Genomic DNA, 22890 nt, shown 5'->3' with positions numbered 1-22890 from the left:
TTCAAAAGCCTCTTTATCCACCCGTATGGCGCAATTGTTGATAAAATAAAGAAAACAGCAGGTTCATTTTTATAAAGTTATTTATAGTTTAGGGACGTAGCTGTTAAGAAAGGTATTATGGAAGCAAAATTTTCACCACAGGTTAAAGATGTAATCTCTTTTAGTAGGGAGGAAGCGCTCCGCTTAGGGCACGATTACATCGGAACCGAGCATTTATTATTGGGCCTCATCCGCGAAGGCGATGGCATGGCTATAAAAATTTTACGATCGTTAGGGGTTGATACAGGTAAATTGCGCCGCTCAATTGAAGATGCCGTTCGCGGTACTTCGAGTGTTACAGTAAACTTAGGCAATATTCCATTAACAAAACAGGCAGAAAAAGTTTTAAAAATTACTTACTTAGAAGCTAAAATATTTAAGAGCGATTTAATTGGTACCGAACATCTGCTGTTATCGGTTTTGAGAGATGATGATAATATCGCCTCACAAATCTTATTGCAGTATGGCGTTACTTACGATGTTTTTAAACAGGAGGTAGAAGTGAATAAAAATGGTTTCAGAGATGATATCTCAAATAGCGCTTCTACAGGAGGCGATGATGATTATCGCGAAGAGGAAAGCTTTAGTACACCTAAAAAGGTTTCAGATATAAAATCTAAGACCCCTGTTCTGGATAATTTCGGTCGGGATTTGACAAAAGCTGCAGAAGAAGGTCGTCTAGACCCAATTGTAGGTCGCGAGAAAGAAATTGAACGCGTATCGCAGATTTTATCCCGTAGAAAAAAGAATAACCCGATTTTGATTGGAGAGCCAGGTGTTGGTAAATCGGCAATTGCTGAAGGTTTGGCCTTACGCATTGTACAACGTAAAGTTTCGCGTGTGCTTTTTGGCAAACGTGTGGTTACGTTAGATTTGGCATCGCTGGTGGCCGGTACAAAATACCGTGGCCAGTTCGAAGAGCGTATGAAAGCGGTGATGAACGAGCTTGAAAAATCTACAGATGTAATTCTGTTTATTGATGAGATCCACACCATTGTTGGTGCTGGTGGCGCATCAGGTTCTTTAGATGCATCGAATATGTTCAAACCTGCTTTGGCAAGGGGAGAAATTCAATGTATCGGTGCTACAACATTAGACGAATACCGTCAGTACATTGAAAAAGATGGTGCTTTAGACCGTCGTTTTCAAAAAGTGATGGTTGAGCCTGCTACACCGGATGAAACTGTGGAGATTTTAACCCGTATTAAAGATAAATACGAAGAACACCATGGTGTAACGTATACCGACGAAGCTATTTTAGCTTGTGTTACTTTAACATCGCGCTATATTTCAGATCGTTTCTTGCCAGATAAAGCCATTGATGCTTTAGATGAGGCAGGTTCGCGTGTTCACTTAACCAACATCCACGTTCCGCAGAATATTATTGATATCGAAGCTAAAATTGAAGATATCAAATTAGAAAAAAACAAGGTTGTACGTAGCCAGAAGTATGAAGAAGCTGCAAAACTGCGCGATACAGAGAAAAATTTAATTGAAGAATTGGATAAAGCTAAAGCGGAGTGGGAAGCGGAAACCAAAACCAAGCGCTACGAAGTATCAGAAGATAATGTAGCCGAAGTGGTTTCGATGATGACGGGGATTCCGGTACAGCGTGTAGGGCAAACGGACAGTGCAAAACTGTTGAACATGTACGATAAAGTGGCTGAGAAAATTATCGGTCAGGATGATGCGATCAAGAAATTGACCAAAGCGATCCAACGTACAAGAGCTGGATTAAAAGACCCTAAAAAACCGATCGGTTCATTTATTTTCTTAGGTCCAACTGGAGTAGGTAAAACCGAATTGGCTAAAGAACTGGCCCGTTTCATGTTCGATAGTGATGATTCTCTGATCCAGATCGACATGAGTGAGTATATGGAGAAATTTGCAGTATCACGTTTAGTAGGGGCGCCTCCAGGATACGTAGGTTACGAAGAGGGTGGACAATTAACCGAAAAAGTTAGAAGAAAACCTTATGCAGTTATTTTACTGGATGAGATTGAAAAAGCACACCCAGACGTATTTAATATCTTATTACAGGTTTTGGATGAAGGACAGCTAACTGATAGTTTAGGACGTAAAGTTGATTTTAGGAATACAATCATCATCATGACTTCTAATATTGGTGCCCGTCAACTTAAGGATTTTGGTCAAGGTGTGGGTTTCTCTACTTCCGCAAAAACAAACCAGGCAGATTCTCACAGTCGTGGTGTAATCGAAAGTGCATTAAAACGTGCTTTTGCGCCGGAGTTCTTAAACCGTGTTGATGATGTAGTGGTATTCAATAGCTTAGGTAAAGAAGAAATTTTCAGGATCATCGATATCGAGTTAAAAGCATTATTCGGCCGCGTGCATACACTTGGTTATGAAATTGCATTAACTGACAACGCTAAAGAATACATTGCAGATAAAGGTTTCGATAGTAATTTTGGAGCACGTCCGTTAAAAAGGGCGATTCAGAAATATTTAGAAGATCCGATTGCTGAAGAGATTCTTAAAGGCGAATTAACAGAAGGAGATGTTTTAGAAATTGATTACGATAAAACTACCGAACTGATTTCGATCAACCACAAAAAGGGTGAGAAGAAAAAAGAAGAACCGAAACAAGAAGAAGATTCTTCGAGTAAATAAATAAGAAACTCCCGATTTTCATCGGGAGTTTTTTTGTTTTATATACTTATTTCGAAATGGGTGCGGCCAAAAATTATAAATATTGGGCCTAGGTTTTTGCAGAGAAATAAAATAAATCCTAGCGATTGTCGCCTTGATTCGGTAGCAGATCCTAAAAGAGGAGTCATTCCCACGCAGGTGGGAATCTTAATGCGCTTTAAGATTCCCGCATGCGCGAGAATGACGAAAACGCTTAACCTTTACACTTTACATCAACTCCAGTAATGCCTGATAATACCGCTCATAATTTTGAGGATCGGTATTTAAGAACAAAAATGGCTCAATCAGCTCCAGCTCCATCAATAAAAATTCTCCATTTACAAAAGTGCCATCAACACGGGCATAGAGACAGTTTTTAGCGAATGAATTAACATATTGCTGCGCGGTAGTAATAAGTTCTTCACCAGGTGTTTGGGGATGCACAGATCCGCCATGTGCCGGTTGCACCCTGAAATCGCCAGGTTTAGCCTGCTTGATTAAAGAATGACTATACACGCCATTAAAAAAAATAAATGACCATTCACCGCTTTCCAGGATCTCTGGGAGGAAAGGCTGAATGATAAAATCTTCATCCTGAATAAGGAGATTTAATTTTTGATTTATCTCGGCTACATTATCTGCAGTTACCTTAAATGTATTTTTTGCGCCACCACTTACACAAGGTTTTACAATTAACTTATTGGTATTGAATTTCTCAAAAAAATAGCTAAGATCTACACTTTCTTGATTTTGAATGAAGAAACCAGGTGTGATTTTTAATCCTGCTGCTTCAATTTCTCGCAGATATTGTTTGTTTGCATTCCATCGCACAACATCAATGGGGTTAAGCAATTTTACCTTTTTTTCTTCCAGGTGATCAAGCCAATGGTAAAATTCTTCAATCAGGTCAAAATAATCCCATGGAGATTTTAAAATGGCAAGCGAATAATCTTCCCAGTTTATATCCCGATCGTTCCAGATTACTTTTTCAATATTCAGTCCTTTTTCTTTAAGGAAATTTAAGAGTTTATCATCCTCGCTTTCAACGGTAGTGCTATCATAAGCTCCTTTATCCAGATAGGTTACTAATGCAATGTTCATGGTGTTAAAACTAAGTTTTATCAAGCTGGATTACAAATTAATTAAGGCAGATCACAAACCCGAAGCTCAAAAATCCCTATTGCAAATCGGTAACGACTGTTAACTGTAGTTTTTCGCTCTATGCCGTGGGGCATGGTAGTTTTTCACGGTTAATATTGTTTTTAGCGGCGTTCAAGAATGCTGCGCATTTTGGAGCGCCAAAGTACCCAAAGCGCTTTGTCATCCGATGACTATCGGATCCAGCAATGAGCCTTTTGCACAATCCCATGCACATCAAAAAAACAGCGGCACTTCATTTTGTGTTCAATATTTTTTAACTATTAAATCATCGCTTATGAACACAAAACTACTGCGTTTCAGGTTTGTTACTGCCAATTTACCTGAACTGCACCTGTTTTTTTGATTTCCCTGGCTCTTGGGATTGACGACGTTCTTCGGTACAGCCTATACTTCTTTTAAGCAACCCAGCATGATGCTAAACTATTCTTAAAAAAGATGTGTCAACGCGGTAGAATTACAAATTGTGATCAACTAATTTGAGATAGCCGTGATGATAAAACCACGGCCACGGAGCGCTAGGGATTTTTCTCCCCAAATGTTAAAACAGACTCACCTGATTACTTGGGATTTTGAACAAAGTGTGGTCTAAAATAATATCCTTTACATTTAAGCCGTTCAAACGGCAGTGCAGCCTGAAATTATCCCTGATCATCTGCGAGATATTGCCATCGCCACGCATTCGGTCGCCAAAACGGCTGTCGTTTACATTACCGCCGTGGCAACTCTGAATCGAATGCCAGACTTTCTCGAAACGGTCAGGAAAGTTTTTGCGCAGCCAATCTTCAAATATCTGTCCTATCGCTCCGTTTAACCGAACTACAGTATAACCTGCTTTAATGGCACCGGCATTGGCTACAGCTTTTAAAATTTTCGGAATTTCATGATCGCTTAAACCGGGAACGAGAGGAGCGACCATCACCCCCATAGGTATACCGGCTTTGCTTAATTCCTCCACCACTCTTAAGCGTTGTTTTGCTGTAGTGGTACGCGGTTCCATCACCTGGCGCAGATCTTCATTTAAACTATTGATGGAAACATAAACCATACAGAGGTTTAGCTTGGCCATTTCCTGTAAAATATCCTGATCGCGGAGGATCAAAGAATTTTTAGTAATCATGCCGATGGGCTGCTTGTATGCCAGCGCGATTTCGAGTAATTGGCGGGTGAGTTTAAATTTCCTTTCCGCAGGTTGATAGCAATCGGTATTACCCGAAAGTGAAATGGTGGTTGCATCCCAACCTTTTTTTTCCAAAAACTTTTTAAACAGTTCAGGTGCGTCTTTTTTTACAATTATTTTTCTTTCAAACTCGATACCTGCACTATAACCCCAATATTGGTGAGAGTTGCGGGCATAACAATAGGTACAGCCATGCTCACATCCCTGATAGGGATTAAGCGAGTAGGCCATGCCCACATCCGGACTGTCAACCTTGTTTACGATGGTTTTTGAATTTTCGAAAATAAAGGATGTTTTGCGGTCGCTTTCTTCCCAATCATCTATGCCTTCATGATGTTCCTTGATGTAAACATCTTTTAAAAACTTATTGTGTGGATTAACCTGAGCACCCCGTCCTTTAAAATACTGTTTTTCTTCTTCGCCAATCATAATTTAAAATTACTAATATTTTTAGTAATTTTAAGTATCAATAATGGTTACTTTTCAACAATTTTAGTTTTAGATCCCATCATACATCTTACATTTTCCATCTCAAATCATCCATCATTCCTTCTTCGGAAGCGGTACATAATCCATCGGCACCATATCTGCTACTTTTTCATAAGCCCAATAGCCTTCGAAAAGGAGCGAGCGCGAATCATAAATGCCACCATTTTCGTAAAAACGTACACCTTCGCCGGTTAAATTGGCAACGGAGATTTCATTTTCGGGGACATCTAAAGGCCTGAAAATCCAGAAACCGGTTTTAGAATAAGCCAGCGATTCTTTCTCTTTGGTATATTGAATCAGCAAGGCATCAGTATAACTTAGGTATTTTAAATTCTGGTTAAAGTAATGCACTAAAGTATCTGTAAGCACATCCGCTCGCGAAAATTTATCGATGGTTTTCGGCATTTCCTGTTGCTTGGTCCAAAAGGCAAGCAACGCTGTATCTATTTTTCCTTTGGTTTGCCTGATGCCGGTTTTTTCGGGGACGGCCTTAATCTTTTCTAAATTGGTATTGATGATGTATTGCGGATAACGATTAGGGTTGGGGATTTTGATCATTTTATTGATGATAAAACCTTCTTCCTTTGTTTTATTGGCATAAAGCGAACGGAAAAAATGTTGCGAAGAACCATAATAGGCCACTTCACGGGCGGCAATATATTTTTTCTTTTTAGCTGCTGAAGCTTTTAATTCTTCAAAAAACGGATGACCAGAATAATAAATAATGTGGGTTCGCGAATTGTATTCGAAATGATCGAGCATGTATTTAAGGCGGTAGCCCAAAGCTTTATTTTCGACCACCAAAAATTCGGTTGTAGAAACGCTGAGGGTACTTTTGGTTACATCATAATCTACATTTAAAACCTGAGGATTTAAGATTTTGCATTGAGTTGCATTTGGCGTTTTGCCAATAAAAAATTCTTTAAACTGGTTAATATATTTCTGGCGGTTAGGGTCAGCCCTGATCACCACTTCATCAAGCTGGGCAACATTTTCTTTTAAAACAAGCTCTACCTGGACCGATTTATCCGAGATGATTACACTTTTAGAATAGGGGAGGTAACCAACCAGTTGAACGAGTAAATCGTAACTGCCCGGCTTTAGGTTGGAGAGTTTAAATCTTCCGTCATTATCAGCAACAGTAGCAATTTTATAACCACTCAAGTAGATACTTGCACCTGGTAATCCATCTTTTTGATCCCTAACCAAACCACTAATTGAGAAAGTGTTTTGAGCAATGGCATTAGTACCCAGAATAATCAGCGTAAGGGCTACTAAAAGGCTTTTAATCATGGAGACGAATGTAACCAAAAGGCGTAATATTTATTAAAAACGAAAAAGAATTTTAACAAATTTAACATTTATAATTAATCATCATTTCAAGCTGAGACCAGGCTGATACAATTTGTCATCCTGAGCGCAGTGAAGGATCTTTAAAAGAGAATTTGATCAAAATAAGTTAAGTGAACAGCAAATATTGTTTTCTGAAAATGAAAGCTCCGTTTTCCATGGCGGCAGTAGCCCCGCCATCGCTTGTAGTCCTCGTTACGCTGCGCTTCACTGTGGGGCTACCCGCTCTGTCGGGTTTATTGAACAGCGGTAGGTGCGGAATAGTTCTAAAGCCCCTCAATAGTATTACCAGTCCTGTCAGGTAAACCCGACCGCAGTAGAAAACCCACAGCCCAAAGCATGAGCGCTGTCATCCTGAGCGCAGAGAAGGATCTTTAAGAAGATAATTTCTCTAAAATAAGCCTGGTTTACAACAAGAGTCGTTTTTTATTTGAAAACGAAAGCTCCGTTTTTCATGGCTACAGCGGTCCCGCCATCGCTTGTAGTCCTCGTTACGCTGCGCTTCACTGTGGGGCTACCCGCTCTGTCGGGTTTATTGAACAGCGGTAGGTGCGGAATAGTTCTAAAGCCCCTCAATAGTATTACCAGTCCTGTCAGGTAAACCCGACCGCAGTAGAAAACCCACAGCCCAAAGCATGAGCGCTGTCATCCTGAGCGCAGAGAAGGATCTTTAAGAAGATAATTTCTCTAAAATAAGCCTGGTTTACAACAAGAGTCGTTTTTTATTTGAAAACGAAAGCTCCGTTTTTCATGGCTACAGCGGTCCCGCCATCGCTTGTAGTCCTCGTTACGCTGCGCTTCACTGTGGACTACCTACCCGCTCTGTCAGGTTTATTGAACAGCGGTAGGTGCTGAATAGTTCTAAAGCCCCTCAATAGTATTACCAGTCCTGTCAGGTAAACCCGACCGCAGTGGAAAACCCACAGCCCAAAGCATGAGGGCGAGGATTTGTAACGAAGTGCGGGACTGTTGAAACCGAAGAGCACTGCATTTGCTTTTCAAAAAAAGGAAAAATACTTGTTCTCTATATTATACGCATGCTTTTATTTGGCTGGATTTAATTTTCTCAATTTTTCCCATCTACACTGGCTGGTGGCAAATAATCCATAGGTACACTATCAGCAATTTTTTCCCAGCCCCAATAACCTGAATAAAGCATCGAACGCGGGTTGTAAATAGCGCCGTTTTCGTAAAAATATACCGGAACAACATGTAAGGCTATGGTAGAAATCTGGTAATCGGGCGTATCTAACGGTCGGGCAATAGACAGGCCGATCCGGTTAGCGTAAGCAGGATTCTCCCTTTCTTTTGTGTAGATAACATAAAGTTGATCCGTAAAATTGAAGCTTTTAATACTTTGATTTTTTACATGCACCAGTGTATCCTGCATTACCGGAGCACGGCTTAAAAAAGAAATTCCACCTGGTAGGTTTTTCTTTCTGATCCAGTAACTGAGCGAATCTTCATGATTAATGGTTATCGGTTTGCGTAATAAACCTTCCTGCACTTTTGTTAAACGTTTAATATTGACATTTATGGTACTATCTGAAGGTTTGTCAGGATTTGGCTGAGTAATTAATTTATTAATGATAAAGCCCTCTTCAGTTGCCTTGCCATTATAAATTGATCTGAAAAAATGCTGCGGCGATCCCAGATAAGCGGTAATCCGTTTTTGATCCCAAATTTTCTTCCTTCTTGCTGATCCTTTTAAGTCTTCATAATAAGGAAAACCTTCATAATAGATGATTCTTGTTTTACTGTCGTATTCAAAATTATTCAAAAGGTATTTAATGCGGTATCCAAGCGCCTTGTTTTCGACAATCAGAAATTCGGTGGTTTTTACGGTGAGTTTATGTTCCTCTTTATCGTAATCGATAATCAATACTTTAGGATTGATAAGCTTACACTGTTCTGCATTAGGCGTGGTTCCAATAAAATAGTCCTTAAACATGCCAATATAATGTTCTCTGTTCGGATCGGGTTTAATGGTTACTTCTGCCAATTGAGTTACACTTTCTTCAAGGGTAAGATCAAGTTTTACAGCTTTATCAGCAATCACTACGTTTTTATTTAACGCTTTGTAGCCAATTAATTGTACTAAAATATCGTAGTTTCCTGGTTTTAAGGGAAGGGTGTATTGGCCATTATTATCTGTTGCCGTAGCAATTTTATAGCCACTTACATATACGCCAGCTCCAGGTAAAGCCTCGCCGCGTTTATCTTTAATTATACCCGAAAGGACATAACTTTGTTGAGCAAGACAAAAGTTACCAATGGCTAAAAATGAAAGTAAAAGTATAAAAGATTTCATTCATTAAATATAAACTAATTTGTTAGTTTATGTCTAAATCATGATGTAAAATTATTAGTGCTTTTCTTTTTAGCTTTCAGATAGGAACATCTGACAGCACAACAACATTTCCCTACCATTAACAAATCCATAAGAAAAGTCGTCATCTGGACTGAAACGCAGTGGAATGGAGAGATCTGCCTAGATAGATCTCTCGACTACGTTGCACTCCGCTCGAGATGACGTAATGTCAGAATTAGGCGAGCAACTCCCGCGCATTTTCCATGGCAGACGAACCTGGGTTTTTCCCACTTAACATTTCGGCAATTACACCAATGCGTTCTTCCTGTTTAAGCTTGCGGATTCCGGTAGTGGTTTTTCCATTATCCTCGTTTTTATGAACGAAGTAATGTGAGATACCTTTGGCTGCAATCTGCGGCAGGTGCGTAATTGAAATTACCTGCATGTTCTGTCCTAAATCAGCAATTACTTCTCCAACTTTTAACGCGGTTTCACCAGAAATTCCGGTATCAATTTCGTCGAAAATAATGGTGGGTAGCGAAGTGTGTTTGGCCAATAAAGCTTTTATAGCCAACATTAATCGGGATAATTCACCACCAGAAGCTACTTTATTTACCGGTGCAGGGGCCTGGCCAGCATTTGCTGTAAAAAGCAGGTTAATTTCATCCAGTCCGTCTTTATTCAGTTCTGATATGGTTTTTTGATCCAGAAACAATTTAGCATTTAGCATTCCCACTTTTTTTAATGTGGTGCCGGTTTGCTCTTCTACCACCTTAATTGCTTTTTTTCGGTTAGCACTTAACTGGTTAGCCTGTTTATGCAATTCTTTTTTAAGCTGATTGATTTCTTTCTGAAGTTTTTCAATATGCTCATCAGAGGATAGGAGTTTGTTCAGGTTCTCTTCCAATTGCTTTTGAAAGGCTAACAGTTCTGTATTATTGGCTAACCTGTGTTTTTGTTGAAGTGAATAAAAAAGATCCAGTCTCTGATTTACAAGCTCTAAACGATCAGCGCTGTGTATGGTATTTTCTTCAATGCCAGAAACCTCATCGGTGATATCTTTTATTTCTATAATTGATGAGCGTAAACGTTCGTAAAGTACATTAATTGCCGGATCGAATTTTTCTATGCCTTGTAACTGTAACGAAGCTTCTTTTAAAATCTGGAGGGCAGAAGGTTCGCTTTCGTTAATTAAACCCGAAGTGGTAAGTAACGCCCGTTTAATGGTTTCGGCATGGGTTAATCGTTCCAACTCTTGTTCCAGTTCTTCCTGTTCGCCTTCCTGTAATTTTGCCTGTTCGAGTTCGTTAAGCAAAAACTGTTCATAATCCTGTTTATTACGGGCTTCGTCGGCTTCAGCGATTAATTTTTTTAACAGGGAAGTATCCTGTCTGAGTTTTTTAAACCCACTACGGTAGTCGAACAATAATGATTTGTGGTTTGCAAGCGAATCAACAATCAATAATTGAAAATCAGCATCATTGATCTCCTGCGTGGCATGCTGCGAGTGGATATCGATCAGTTTTTCGCCGATCTGTTTCAGTATAGATAAATTAACAGGCGTATCGTTAATGAACGATCTTGTTTTACCATCGATAGAAATTTCCCTGCGTAAAAGGCTTTCGTTTAAAAAATCCAGGTCATTTTCTTCAAAAAGTTCTTTCAGGTTTTCGTCTGCCAATACAAAACTACCTTCAATAACACATTTTTTATCCTGGTTAAAAAAGTATTTGCTTTCTGCCCGCTGACCCAAAATTAGCGATAATGCGCCAAGTATGATCGATTTACCAGCACCGGTTTCACCTGTGATGATATTTAAGCCTTTATCGAATTCGATATCAAGACTATCAATTAATGCGTAATTACGGATAGAAAGTTTTTGTAGCATGCTAAGCAAAAATATTAAAATTTATTCAACAGGCCAGTATAAAACAAAAACAGCGAAACAAATTTCATTAATTCTTTACATCTTCCTGTTTTAAAAAATTAAGTACAGTTTCATTAAAAAGCAGAGGATTTTCGTTAGGTACCATGTGCGTTTGCTTCTTGAAAATAATTAGCTGTGAGCCGCTGATGTTGCTGGCAATAAGCCTGGTATGTTCAGCTTTAATTACATCCTTTTCTCCGGCCAGTACCAATGTTTTCGCACTGATTGTATGCAAGTCTTCAACATTGATGTTGGGTTCTGTGGATAACATCAAAAGCAATCTTGTCATTTGCTTTGATTCTGTATCTTGTTTTTGCTGAAGCTTTTTTAGATCTTTTTTTAATTGATTTAGCATGCTTTTTTCAACTGCATTTTCTGTTGGATTTAGATTCGCACCCATTACAACCAACTTTCCAACGTAATCTGGATATTTAATGGCCATGATCAATCCTGTATTTCCTCCATCACTCCATCCTAAAACATTTACTTTTTTAAGGTTCAGGGAATCTAAAAGAGCCTTCATGTCAGAAGCAAAAATATCGTAACTTAATTTAGAAGAATCATTATCAATACTCTTTCCCTGTGCACGGGTATCAACGGCAATAACACGATAATATCTGGCTAATTCGGGTATCTGTTTGTTAAAATCTACAATCGACTGTCCATTTCCATGCAACAATAATAAAGGTTCGCCGGTACCGTAAGTTTCGTAATAGATTTTTATTCCATTGATATTGCAATATTTTCCAATGCGTTTATTGGCACCGTAGTTGGTTTTAAAAATCACTGAAGCTTTTGTTGTTTTAATCAATAATGCTTTTCCGCCAATTGAATCTGTTCTGTTTCGTAAACCAATAGTGCTACCGTCTGGTATATTTGCATTGGTTCGAAAATCTTTTAATGGATTATTTTCATTATTTTCAAAATCTGCGTTTTTTATAGGAAACTTTTCCCAATCTCCACTTTCAGTTTTAATTTCGAACTTTAAATTATCCACGAAAAAGTTCCCATTACCTTCAAAATTGGCATAGAGCCATATTTCTTTAGCCCTTGGATTTATTTTACTGCTGATTTTTAAAGAATGCCATACGGTATCTTTGGTCACGTCTTTCGCTAAATTAACATCAAGCCATTCGTCATCGTTAATAACCTGTTGGACTTTAATCACGATGTTTTTCAGTGAGTCTGTATCTGTCGATTTTAATTCCAATGAATATCGAAAATCCCTGCCTGCAAATTTTTCGATTTTTAAAATAATACCAAAGCTATATGAGTTAGAAACCACTTTTGTTTGGGCAAAAGTAGTTAAACTCAGAATGGTTAAAAGGACAATGATGTTAAACTTAATGGAGCGCATAATAAAGTAATTTTAAAGGCTGGCGAAGGTACAAATTAAATTAAGTCGAAATTTATCAAACAAAAACAGCGGAGAATTTTCTCCGCTGTTCCTTAATCTGTTTGGTTGTGTGTTGTTTTATTTAATCGAAATGCTGATGGTGTTGTTATTTGCAATGGCAATTGGGTTATCAGTTTTTAGAAAACTTTTTAATGCCAACTGATCTGCAATTTTAAAATCAGCTTTTTTATAGGTTACTACCGCATTCTCGATTTTCAATATTTTAGCTGGATCTGAAAAATTTTTATTGTTGTAAAGCATTACAGCAGGACTGATCTGTGAACTTTTGTTGCCACCATCAATTTTTTCTTTTTTCTCCATTTTCTCTTTCAGTTCCTTCACCTCGCTATCGAATTTTTCTTTCAGCTTTTTATATTCTTCAGTCTGTTTTACTTTGCTGTTGGTGTTATTGTTGTCGTTGTAAAAGAATACTGTTCCATCTGGGCCGGTAAGTGTGTTTCTATTTCCTTTAAATATAGAATCAGATTGTAAGTTGGTTAGGCCTGATAAATTAACCATATCACCTGATTTCAATACCTGCATTCTAATGTTATCCAACTGGGCTCTAAACTCTGGTGTATTGATTTTTGCAGCCATATCTTCGCCAAATTTTTTCCATTTTGCCTGAGCCTCCGGAGAATTCATTTTCTTTTGCATCTCTTCGCTGAATTTTCTCCATTTAGCCTGTGCTTCTGGTGAATTGTATTGTTTGGCAATATCTTCGCCAAATTTTTTCCATTTAGCCTGTGCTTCTGGTGAGCTGTATTGTTTGGCTACATCTTCGCCAAATTTTTTCCATTTAGCTTGTGCCTCAGGAGAGCTGTATTGTTTGGCCATATCTTCGCCAAATTTTTTCCATTTGGCCTGTGCTTCTGGTGAGTTATACTCTTTATAAAGTTTTTTATTTAGAAGAGAATCGTTTAATCTAAATTTAAATGAACTGTCAAGATTGATCCTGTATATTCCGTTGCCGCCAAAAAGTTCGTCCCTGTAAAAATCTTTTCTTAGGCTATCAGGCATTTCTTTAAGAGAATTGTACTCTTTTTTGTTGCCATTTGCATCAATGGTAATAATTTTGATTTTACGCTTTTTGGTAGTATCGGTACAGATCAGGTGGCTTATGGTTCCGTTCGCAGACCGTACGCTTAAAATTTCCTGTTTAGGTTGTATTTTGTTTTCTTTTTTCTTTTCTGTTGGATTGATCCAGGCAATAGAAAACAAGCAAGCTACCCCTAAAGTTAAGGCTGCCATTTGTTGTTTGGCGTTTAAATAATTTGTTTTCATGTTGGTTATTCTTTTAATGCGTTGATACAAATTCTGGGTCTGGCCTGTTGCTGCCAGTGCATAAGCCGGACTGTTTTTATCTTTTAATAATTCGAGTTTAAGCAGGGCGTGGGCATAATTCAATGGTTTTCCGGTAATTTTTAATACCAGATCATCGCAGGCATGCTCACGTTCAATATGTATAAATCTACCAGCCATCCATACAAATGGATTATAGAATAATAATGTTTCTATGGCTGTTTTAATGAGGTTCAATAGGAAATCATTTCTTCTGATATGCGATAACTCATGGATTAATATCGCTTCTACCTGATCGTTATCTAATTGGCTTACCAGGGCCAGTGGAAATAATACCACAGGTTTCAAATAACCGATCACCAAAGGCACGTTAACAATAGATGAGAGGTGGAACCGGATAACTTTATTAATTTTAAGGCGGGTAGTTACTTGCTCGAAAATAGTTTTCCAACTGTCTGGAATGGTACTTAAACTTTCTTTTTTCAATTTTGAAAGCTGACCATAGCCTTTAATAATAACGAATAACTGAAGCACAATACCGATAGCATAAAATATGACTACAATAGGAAAATATTGCTCTGCCTTACTGCTAAAACTTGGTGGCAGGTTATTGAAATATTGGTAAACCTGAATATTTTGAGGGCTGATTGCGGGGGCATGATCATTTATATTCAATGTTAACTGGTGGATGATATTGTAGCTGAAGCCAATAAACATTAACATGATCGCACCAAAAGCAAGGTTGTGCTTATATTTTGCCGCCAGTTTCGGAATGCTGAGCATGACGATAAACAGGATGCCATAAATAATGGCGCTTTGCCAGAGTGAGTTTAAAATACTCCAGCCAAAAGCTTTGATAAACTGTTGTAATAAAGTTTCCATAACGGTGGTTTTAATTTTTTATGCGGGGACAACCCGAAAATTTTACTGCTTATTAGGGATCTGAACCCTACACCTTTCAACCTTCAACAATAGCCTTACTTCAGGCTATCTAAATATTTTTTTATTTCGTCAATTTCTTCTGCACTTGCACTGTGGTTACCCAAAGCCTGCATCACCAACCTCGCTGCCGATCCGTTAAATACGTTATCGATCATTTTGTTTACCAATTGCTTTTCAGTTTTATCCTGACTAACAAGCGCTTTATAAATATGTGTTTTTTGGTTGGTATCTCTTTCTACCATTCCTTTCTCATGCAGAATCTGCATCAGTTTTAAGGTGGTGGTATACCCGGAGTCTTTTTTATTTAATGCTTCATGAACTTCTCTTACCGTTGCATTCCCCTTTTGCCAAAGCACCTGGAGGATTTCCATTTCACCTTCTGTTGGTTTGATGTTATGATTAGTCATATGTTACAAGTTGTACGAATTATTTCGTATTCAAATGTACGAAGATATTCGTAATATCAAAATATTTTAACAAATTTTTAGCTTTATCGGTTAATTATTGAAACTGGTTATTGCTTAACTGTGATATAAGACGCTGGGTAGGGAAAAATGTTGTATAAAATCAGGCTTTAGAAAGGAAACTCCCTAATATGAAAAACTAACCGAAGTTATTAAACCTAATTGATGTGGATACCTGCCTGCGTTTAAGGCCTGCAGGCGTATGAACGAAAGCAGGACTGGCTTTAATTGAAAAGCTGAAATTGCTTTTCTAAAATTAATCATCACAAACAGAGAAACTACTTACTGTTTAATTGGTTAACTAATGGGCATGATATACAATTAACCAATTCAGATAATTAACCAGTTAACCCGTCTCAATACAATTACTTAGCACCTAATAATTCAGCCATTTTATCGCGTAGTTCTTTTCCCTTGATATCTTTTGCAATTATTCTTCCGCTAGGATCAATAAGTACATTCGATGGTATGGAAGTAACGCCATAAAGTTTAGCCGCTTCGTTTTCTTTTTTAAGATCAGACACCTGCATCCAGGGTAACTGATCTTCTTTAATGGCGTTTAACCAGTTTGCTTTATTCGCCAATACGTCGATCGATACGCTGAGGACCGTAAAGTTTTTTTCTTTGTACTGATGATAAACAGCTAAAACATTTGGATTTTCTTCTCGACAAGGTTGGCACCAGGAAGCCCAAAAATCGACAAGGACATATTTGTTCTGATAAGTTGAAAGTCTGACCGGATTACCATTTATATCATTTTGGATAAAGTCTTTTGCCATCATGCCTATAGAAATTTTTTTGCCCTCCAAAATATCTTTTGCTATTTTTTTGCCTTCTGGCATTTCTTTAAGTTCGATAGATAATTTTGCAAAACTTTTCGCTACGCGTGGCAGATATTTACTGGTGCGTGCTATTTGACTTAAAGTCAATAAACTTACATAGGAATTCGGATGTTTATCTACAAAGCTAAACTGGATAGGAAATGTTTCGTAATATGCAGTCTGAGCTTTAGCTTTGATTAGGTTTACCAAAGCCGTATCCTTTAGTTCTTCTGCACTAAGTTTACCGGGATCTTTTATTTTTTTTTCTTTAAGGGATTTTAAAGCGGCGTGAAGTTTAGCATAATCATTATTTAATGGAGTTCCAGAAATAATGGAATTGTTTAAAGTATCTGGAGAATTCAGCGTAATCTGTCCTGCTTCAATGTAAATATCAAATGAATCAAATAGTTCGGATGCAAATCGGGGATTGTCATTTCGGCAAATGTAGCCTCTTACTTTAGTTTTAAAATTCCCTCTAAACTCGAAGGAACCTTTGTTTACCAAAGTAGAATCTTCAATAAGTTGATCACCTTGCCGATAAGTTAAAAATATCTTATCGCCATTTTTATAAGCTTTGCCAAAGCCCTTAATGGTAAATGAAGATTGTGCCAGCAAGCTTAATGGTAAAAGACAAATTGTAATTAATAAAAATCTTTTCATCATTTTTAGAAACTATATTTTAGCTACACAACGCCATATAGCAGTTAACTGTTGAAACTGGTTGACTGATGGGCTTGATATATAATTAACCGATTTAATAATCAATTGCTAAGCTATAAACCATGAGCTATCAAACTATTGACCAACAATATTAATTCTTCTTCAGTCCCTCGTACTTACCAATATTTGCCGGATCGATTTCTGCCAGCATATTATAGGCTTTCATGCGCTCTTGTCCATTGAGTTTAGAAAGTACATTGGTTACTTCTTCGGCTTTAGTGGCAAAGTAAACATTAGGGAAAATAGAGCCCAGTTTCTGCTTATCCATTTGTTGCAGTGCAGGTAGTGCGGCAACAATCTGCGTTAAGCCTTTATCATTGTCGGTTAGCTGATCCAGGCCACTTAAATGATAGCTGTAAATGAAATTGCGGAGCTCGGCAAAAATGGGGTTTAAAACATTTTCGTTGAACCAAAAGCGGTTACGTAAGCCATCGGCTGCCCTCCAGCCGGTATTGCCGGAAGCCTGTGCAAGGTTAATAATATTCTGTGCTTTTTTGTAAAAAGGAGTTCCGCCCATTTTGCTAAAACTATCTTTATCCATACCGATGATGGTATAAGCATAGTAGGTGAGGAGGGCACTGATATTGGAAATGTAATTTTGATCAGAGAAGTCGATTGTGGCCCCATCGTTGAAATTAAAATCGAAATTCTTATCGCTCATATTTAACAAAGTGCTATTGTAAGAGCTGTTAAAAACAGGGCGACTGCTTTGAATCTGTGCTTCGGCAGTATATCCAGAGCCACCATCCCATGAATTGATGGTGATGATAAAACTACAGTCTATACGTTCCTGAGGTTTATAACTTTCATTACTGAATTTATTATTGTTTAAAAAATCGCGGATTGTTTTTTGCAAAGCATCTAAAGTTGGTTTGCTAATGTTCGAAACCTGGGGAGCCAGCAAAGTTACCCTTGCATTTAACTCCTGCGCCTGCAGCTTCCCAAAACCAACCAATACCAGTATCCAAACAATCTTTTTTATCATTTCGCAATTTTTAAAATGGCAGTACAAATATCTTTGGCAACTTCTGTTTTCGATTTCATATCAAAAATAGTCCGTTCTAAAGCTTTGTTAAAAATAGTAATTTTATTGGTATCTGATTTAAAACCTGCGCCCGTATCATTCAAAGAATTTAGAACAACCAGGTCAAGATTTTTCTTCTCGAGTTTGCCTTTTGCGTAATTCTCTTCGTCATTGGTTTCTAAAGCAAAACCAACCAAAACCTGGTGTGTTTTTTTTGCCGCACCTAAAGAAGCGAGTATATCCGTTGTTTTTTCCAGTTCCAGAACCAATCCGCTATCCTGTTTTTTAATTTTTTGGGTGGCAACCTGCTTGGGGCGATAATCGGCTACTGCCGCACACATTACGGTAATATCGGTATCAGGGAATATCGATGAACAGGCATTGAACATATCCTGAGCACTTACCACATCAATCCTTTTTAAACTTTGTGCCGCTTTTTGTGCGGTTGGTCCGGCAATTAGGGTAACATCTGCACCTAGTTTGGCCAACTCATCGGCTATCACAAAACCCATCTTTCCTGAGGAATGGTTGCCTATAAAACGCACAGGATCTATAGCCTCATAAGTAGGACCAGCGGTAACCATTACCTTTTTGCCGTATAGAGGCATCGATTTTTTAATGGCATTATCCAGGAAAGAAACAATTTCTTCGGGTTCAGCCATTCGGCCCTCGCCCCAGAGCCCGCTGGCCAGTTCACCATTGGCAGGAGCAATAACGGTATTCCCAAAACCAATAACACGTTCAATATTGCTTCGGGTGGTTTCGTGTTTCCACATATCCAGATCCATAGCCGGGGCTAGATAAACCGGACATTTGGCCGAAAGGTAAACCGCAGTTAATAAATTATCACAGATTCCTGTTGCTAGTTTGGCTAAGGTATTAGCACTTATGGGAGCGATAATGATAAGATCAGCCCACAGGCCTAACTCAACGTGATTACTCCATACGCCTGTTTCTTCTTCGAAATATTGCGTATAAACCGGGTTTTTAGAAAGCGTAGCAAGGGTGAGTGGTGTAATGAAATTAGCACCATCAGGGGTAAGAATAACCTTTACGTTTGCACCAGCTTTTATAAGCAGCCGAACCAAAAATGCCGACTTATATGCTGCGATGCTGCCGCAAACGCCAAGGATTATATTTTTATTTTCTAGCATAGGGTACAGGGCATGGAGCTTAGAGCATTGATATGCTTACAAAATTGCGCCATGCTCATTGCTCTATACCAGTTACTTTTGTTCTTTAGCAGGATTTCTGTGATAAACTTTTTCGTTCAAAAATTCATCAATAGCAACCAAAACAGGCTTCGGCATACGCTCATAGTGCTTGCTGATCTCAATCTGCTCGCGGTTTTCGAAAATTTCTTCCAAATTATCGTTGCTGGAAGCAAATTCTGCCAATTTACCGTGTAACTCTTCTTTAACGTTATTCGAGATCTGATTTGCCCTTTTAGCAATTACCACTAATGATTCGTATAAGTTATCAGTAGTTTTATCTAAATCGTGTACGTTTCTGGTTACTGTAGTATTTGGTACAGCAGGTTTGTTAGTATTCATCTATTACTTGTTTTTAATATTCGTATTATCTGCATTAGTTGGTTTTGCAGAAACGGTATCTTTTAATTTACCGGTTCTGATCAGCATCTGCTTGTATTTTTCCTGATCGGCAGCATATAAGGCCAATTCTTGCTTGGTAGCCACAATTCCTGCTTCAACATCACTCTTAAGCGCCTTTGCATCTTTAGCAAATTTACTATCCGGGTGGTTTTCAGTAAACTCCGTATATAAGGCAAGTGCCTCATTATACCGGTCTTCCTGGCGGATGACATAACTATTTTTTGCGTATAAATATTGCGCTTTAATCATCAGGAAATCCATTTCCTCAGCATATTTAATATCTGGGTAGTCTCTTTGTGCATTTTTTAAGGCAATAACAGCCGCTCTGTAATTATCTACATTACTAGGGCCTGTAGTTAAATACATTTTAGCATTTTCAAATGCTTTATCCTCCAGCTTGCCCCTTAGTACAGCAATATATTTGCCTGCAGCTGCAGCACGATCGCTGGTAGGGTATAAGTTGATAAATAATTGTAGCGCATCAATAGCTTTATAGGTATTTTCCTGATCTAAAGAGAAGCTTGGAGATTCTAAGTAATAGCAATAAGCACCCATGTATCTCGCTTCTTCTGCATTCTTGCTTGCTGGGTAGGTATCCGCAAAACTTTTAAACTGGTATCTCGCAGTGGTGTAATCACTTAATCTATATAATGTATAAGCATAATAATAGTTCAGATCCTCAGCTTCTGCACGGCCACGATATTTTTGAGAAAGATCCTCAAAAAGCACTAAGGCCTTACTGTAATCGCGTTTATTATACAAACGAAGCGCCTCCTGGTATTTTTTTGCAACGTCATTGCTCGCTCTCAATTTCTCGAAACGACTTTTACAACCCGCAATACCCAAAGCGGCAATAAATAATAAAATAATTAAGTGTTTAACTTTAAACATTCTGCAAAGATAATTAATAATACGATAACATCAATAAAAACAATTCGCCGCTAAGCTATGCAAAGCAATTCAGTAGAATATAACAGTTAACAATTTTTAACATATATATAAGGCTCGATTATATACTATATAGTATACTCATTTTTTTCAGCAAAGCAGTTGTTGTGCTACTATATCAGCATGTTCCCGCTTTCCGTTTGTAGTGCTAGCGTGAAGCCTGCAGCTACCACTGCAATCGGGTTTAGGTGGGCGGGGGCAGGAGGGTACTTATAAAGTTTCCAGGTGGCGTGTGCGCCAGGAACTCATAAGTCTTCAGATCGCAGATTTCAAAAAACCTGATAGGTTTATAAGTGAGAACAAACACCTTTTGCTTCAAAAAGTTTTAACTATAGTAATTTTTTTCCTGCTGAAAACCATTCACTTACGTCAAAGCCTGCACTATTCCACAAAAACCCTTTGGAAGGAACAATATTTTTCTTACTTTTGCATCCCGCTTCGGAGGAAGGGTTTTAGTTGAAAAGGTGTTATAGAGAGAGAGGAGAGCAGGATTTATTTTAAAATAAATATTGCGGGAGAGAAAAAGATTGTTACCTTTGCAGCCCGGTTCGGAAGAACGGAAAGCCAGTTAAGTCTGGTATATTGAAAAGCAAACAAGGAAAGAAGAAGGCTTAAAAAAAAAATAAAATTTATTTTATTTGCAAGTTTAAAAAAGTTCCTTACCTTTGCACTCCCAACCGAAAGGAAGGGTAAAAAAAATCGGAACGGCGGATGCCGGAAAGATAGAAAAAAGATTGAAACAAATGGAAACACGTTTAAGACGAACACGACTTGAACGAACTGAATTTTGAAGATATATAAATGACCGGCCGTGAGGTTTACCAGGTCAATAAGTTCTTAAAAGAGATGTCAATGTAGCGTAGCGAGGTAATGGAGTACCGATCAAAGTACATGATTACGTAGCTTTATTTTAAAGGTGTTGTCTAACAGACAACATAAAAAAAGAAGACTATTTTTAACAATAGTTAAAACTGGTCAGCATCTTACAACACATTTTACAATGGAGAGTTTGATCCTGGCTCAGGATGAACGCTAGCGGCAGGCCTAATACATGCAAGTCGAACGATATTTTCCAGCTTGCTGGAAGAGAAAGTGGCGCACGGGTGCGTAACGCGTATGCAACCTACCTTTATCAGGGGGATAGCCCGGAGAAATCCGGATTAACACCGCATAAAAACACAGGATAGCATTATCCAATGTTCAAATATTTATAGGATAAAGATGGGCATGCGTGTCATTAGCTAGTTGGCGGGGTAACGGCCCACCAAGGCGACGATGACTAGGGGATCTGAGAGGATGACCCCCCACACTGGTACTGAGACACGGACCAGACTCCTACGGGAGGCAGCAGTAAGGAATATTGGTCAATGGAGGCAACTCTGAACCAGCCATGCCGCGTGCAGGAAGACTGCCCTATGGGTTGTAAACTGCTTTTATCCGGGAATAAACCTCTTTACGAGTAGAGAGCTGAATGTACCGGAAGAATAAGGATCGGCTAACTCCGTGCCAGCAGCCGCGGTAATACGGAGGATCCAAGCGTTATCCGGATTTATTGGGTTTAAAGGGTGCGTAGGCGGCCTGTTAAGTCAGGGGTGAAAGACGGTAGCTCAACTATCGCAGTGCCCTTGATACTGATGGGCTTGAATGGACTAGAGGTAGGCGGAATGAGACAAGTAGCGGTGAAATGCATAGATATGTCTCAGAACACCGATTGCGAAGGCAGCTTACTATGGTCTTATTGACGCTGAGGCACGAAAGCGTGGGGATCAAACAGGATTAGATACCCTGGTAGTCCACGCCCTAAACGATGAACACTCGCTGTTGGCGATACACAGTCAGCGGCTAAGCGAAAGCGTTAAGTGTTCCACCTGGGGAGTACGCTCGCAAGAGTGAAACTCAAAGGAATTGACGGGGGCCCGCACAAGCGGAGGAGCATGTGGTTTAATTCGATGATACGCGAGGAACCTTACCCGGGCTTGAAAGTTAGTGAATGATTTAGAGATAGATCAGTCCGCAAGGACACGAAACTAGGTGCTGCATGGCTGTCGTCAGCTCGTGCCGTGAGGTGTTGGGTTAAGTCCCGCAACGAGCGCAACCCCTATGTTTAGTTGCCAGCATGTAATGGTGGGGACTCTAAACAGACTGCCTGTGCAAACAGAGAGGAAGGAGGGGACGACGTCAAGTCATCATGGCCCTTACGTCCGGGGCTACACACGTGCTACAATGGATGGTACAGAGGGCAGCTACATAGCAATATGATGCGAATCTCACAAAGCCATTCACAGTTCGGATTGGGGTCTGCAACTCGACCCCATGAAGTTGGATTCGCTAGTAATCGCGTATCAGCAATGACGCGGTGAATACGTTCCCGGGCCTTGTACACACCGCCCGTCAAGCCATGGAAGTTGGGGGTACCTAAAGTATGTAACCGTAAGGAGCGTCCTAGGGTAAAACCGATAACTGGGGCTAAGTCGTAACAAGGTAGCCGTACCGGAAGGTGCGGCTGGAATACCTCCTTTCTGGAGTAGACTCACCTACTCGCCACGCAACATGATAT

14 protein-coding genes and 1 rRNA gene are annotated in these 22890 nt (G+C 39.0%); 2 read left to right on the top strand and 13 right to left on the bottom strand.

The features are described from left to right. Nucleotides 1–117: 117 nt before the first annotated feature. Nucleotides 118–2670 carry an ATP-dependent Clp protease ATP-binding subunit gene (locus FFJ24_RS15110; protein WP_138818009.1) on the top strand — a complete coding sequence of 851 codons (2553 nt, stop codon included), beginning with the start codon at nt 118–120 and terminating at the stop codon, nt 2668–2670. 246 nt (nt 2671–2916) lie between these two features. Here the strand turns inward: FFJ24_RS15110 and FFJ24_RS15105 are convergent, their stop codons facing one another. From FFJ24_RS15105 to FFJ24_RS15045, 13 genes are all read right to left on the bottom strand, one after another. Beyond that, on the bottom strand, nt 2917–3789 hold the full coding sequence (locus FFJ24_RS15105; RefSeq protein ID WP_138818008.1) for a RimK family alpha-L-glutamate ligase: 873 nt from the start codon (nt 3787–3789) through the stop codon (nt 2917–2919). A gap of 598 nt (nt 3790–4387) precedes the next feature. Then, complete coding sequence (locus tag FFJ24_RS15100) at nt 4388–5455, bottom strand: PA0069 family radical SAM protein (protein ID WP_138818007.1); 1068 nt, start codon at nt 5453–5455, stop codon at nt 4388–4390. Between the two features lie 114 nt (nt 5456–5569). Continuing rightward, on the bottom strand, nt 5570–6808 hold the full coding sequence (locus FFJ24_RS15095) for a carboxypeptidase-like regulatory domain-containing protein (protein ID WP_138818006.1): 1239 nt from the start codon (nt 6806–6808) through the stop codon (nt 5570–5572). A 1123-nt stretch (nt 6809–7931) separates the two neighbouring features. Further along, entirely contained in the window at nt 7932–9176 is a 1245-nt protein-coding gene (locus tag FFJ24_RS15090; RefSeq protein ID WP_138818005.1) for a carboxypeptidase-like regulatory domain-containing protein, read from the bottom strand. A gap of 235 nt (nt 9177–9411) precedes the next feature. Then, nucleotides 9412–11064 (bottom strand): DNA repair protein RecN, encoded by a 1653-nt coding sequence (gene recN, locus FFJ24_RS15085; protein ID WP_138818004.1) that lies wholly within the window; start codon nt 11062–11064, stop codon nt 9412–9414. Between the two features lie 67 nt (nt 11065–11131). Then, a complete protein-coding gene (locus tag FFJ24_RS15080) occupies nt 11132–12460 on the bottom strand; it encodes an alpha/beta fold hydrolase (protein ID WP_138818003.1) in 1329 nt (442 codons plus the stop codon). Between the two features lie 117 nt (nt 12461–12577). Next, the gene (locus FFJ24_RS15075; RefSeq protein ID WP_138818002.1) at nt 12578–14683 is read right to left on the bottom strand and encodes a M56 family metallopeptidase; all 2106 of its coding nucleotides are present in this window, start codon (nt 14681–14683) and stop codon (nt 12578–12580) included. A gap of 95 nt (nt 14684–14778) precedes the next feature. Then, the gene (locus tag FFJ24_RS15070) at nt 14779–15150 is read right to left on the bottom strand and encodes a BlaI/MecI/CopY family transcriptional regulator (protein WP_121281962.1); all 372 of its coding nucleotides are present in this window, start codon (nt 15148–15150) and stop codon (nt 14779–14781) included. 422 nt (nt 15151–15572) lie between these two features. Next, complete coding sequence (locus tag FFJ24_RS15065) at nt 15573–16691, bottom strand: TlpA disulfide reductase family protein (RefSeq protein ID WP_138818001.1); 1119 nt, start codon at nt 16689–16691, stop codon at nt 15573–15575. Nucleotides 16692–16839: 148 nt separating this feature from the next. Further along, the gene (locus FFJ24_RS15060) at nt 16840–17733 is read right to left on the bottom strand and encodes a DUF4835 family protein (RefSeq protein ID WP_138818000.1); all 894 of its coding nucleotides are present in this window, start codon (nt 17731–17733) and stop codon (nt 16840–16842) included. Then, nucleotides 17730–18926 carry a bifunctional phosphopantothenoylcysteine decarboxylase/phosphopantothenate--cysteine ligase CoaBC gene (gene coaBC, locus FFJ24_RS15055; protein ID WP_138817999.1) on the bottom strand — a complete coding sequence of 399 codons (1197 nt, stop codon included), beginning with the start codon at nt 18924–18926 and terminating at the stop codon, nt 17730–17732. The genes FFJ24_RS15060 and coaBC overlap by 4 nt, the downstream gene beginning before the upstream one ends. Nucleotides 18927–18998: 72 nt before the next feature. After that, a complete protein-coding gene (locus FFJ24_RS15050; protein ID WP_090504977.1) occupies nt 18999–19325 on the bottom strand; it encodes a DNA-directed RNA polymerase subunit omega in 327 nt (108 codons plus the stop codon). 3 nt (nt 19326–19328) lie between these two features. Further along, nucleotides 19329–20276: an outer membrane protein assembly factor BamD gene (locus FFJ24_RS15045; protein ID WP_138817998.1), complete on the bottom strand. Its 948-nt coding sequence runs from the start codon at nt 20274–20276 to the stop codon at nt 19329–19331. 1054 nt (nt 20277–21330) lie between these two features. Here FFJ24_RS15045 and FFJ24_RS15040 point away from each other — a divergent pair. Further along, nucleotides 21331–22852 (top strand): 16S ribosomal RNA (locus tag FFJ24_RS15040). Nucleotides 22853–22890 lie beyond the last annotated feature (38 nt).

It is taken from the genome of Pedobacter sp. KBS0701 (assembly GCF_005938645.2).
Taxonomy (GTDB): domain Bacteria; phylum Bacteroidota; class Bacteroidia; order Sphingobacteriales; family Sphingobacteriaceae; genus Pedobacter.
Note: the sequence above shows the minus strand (reverse complement) of the source record. Positions and strands in the feature narration are given on the sequence as shown.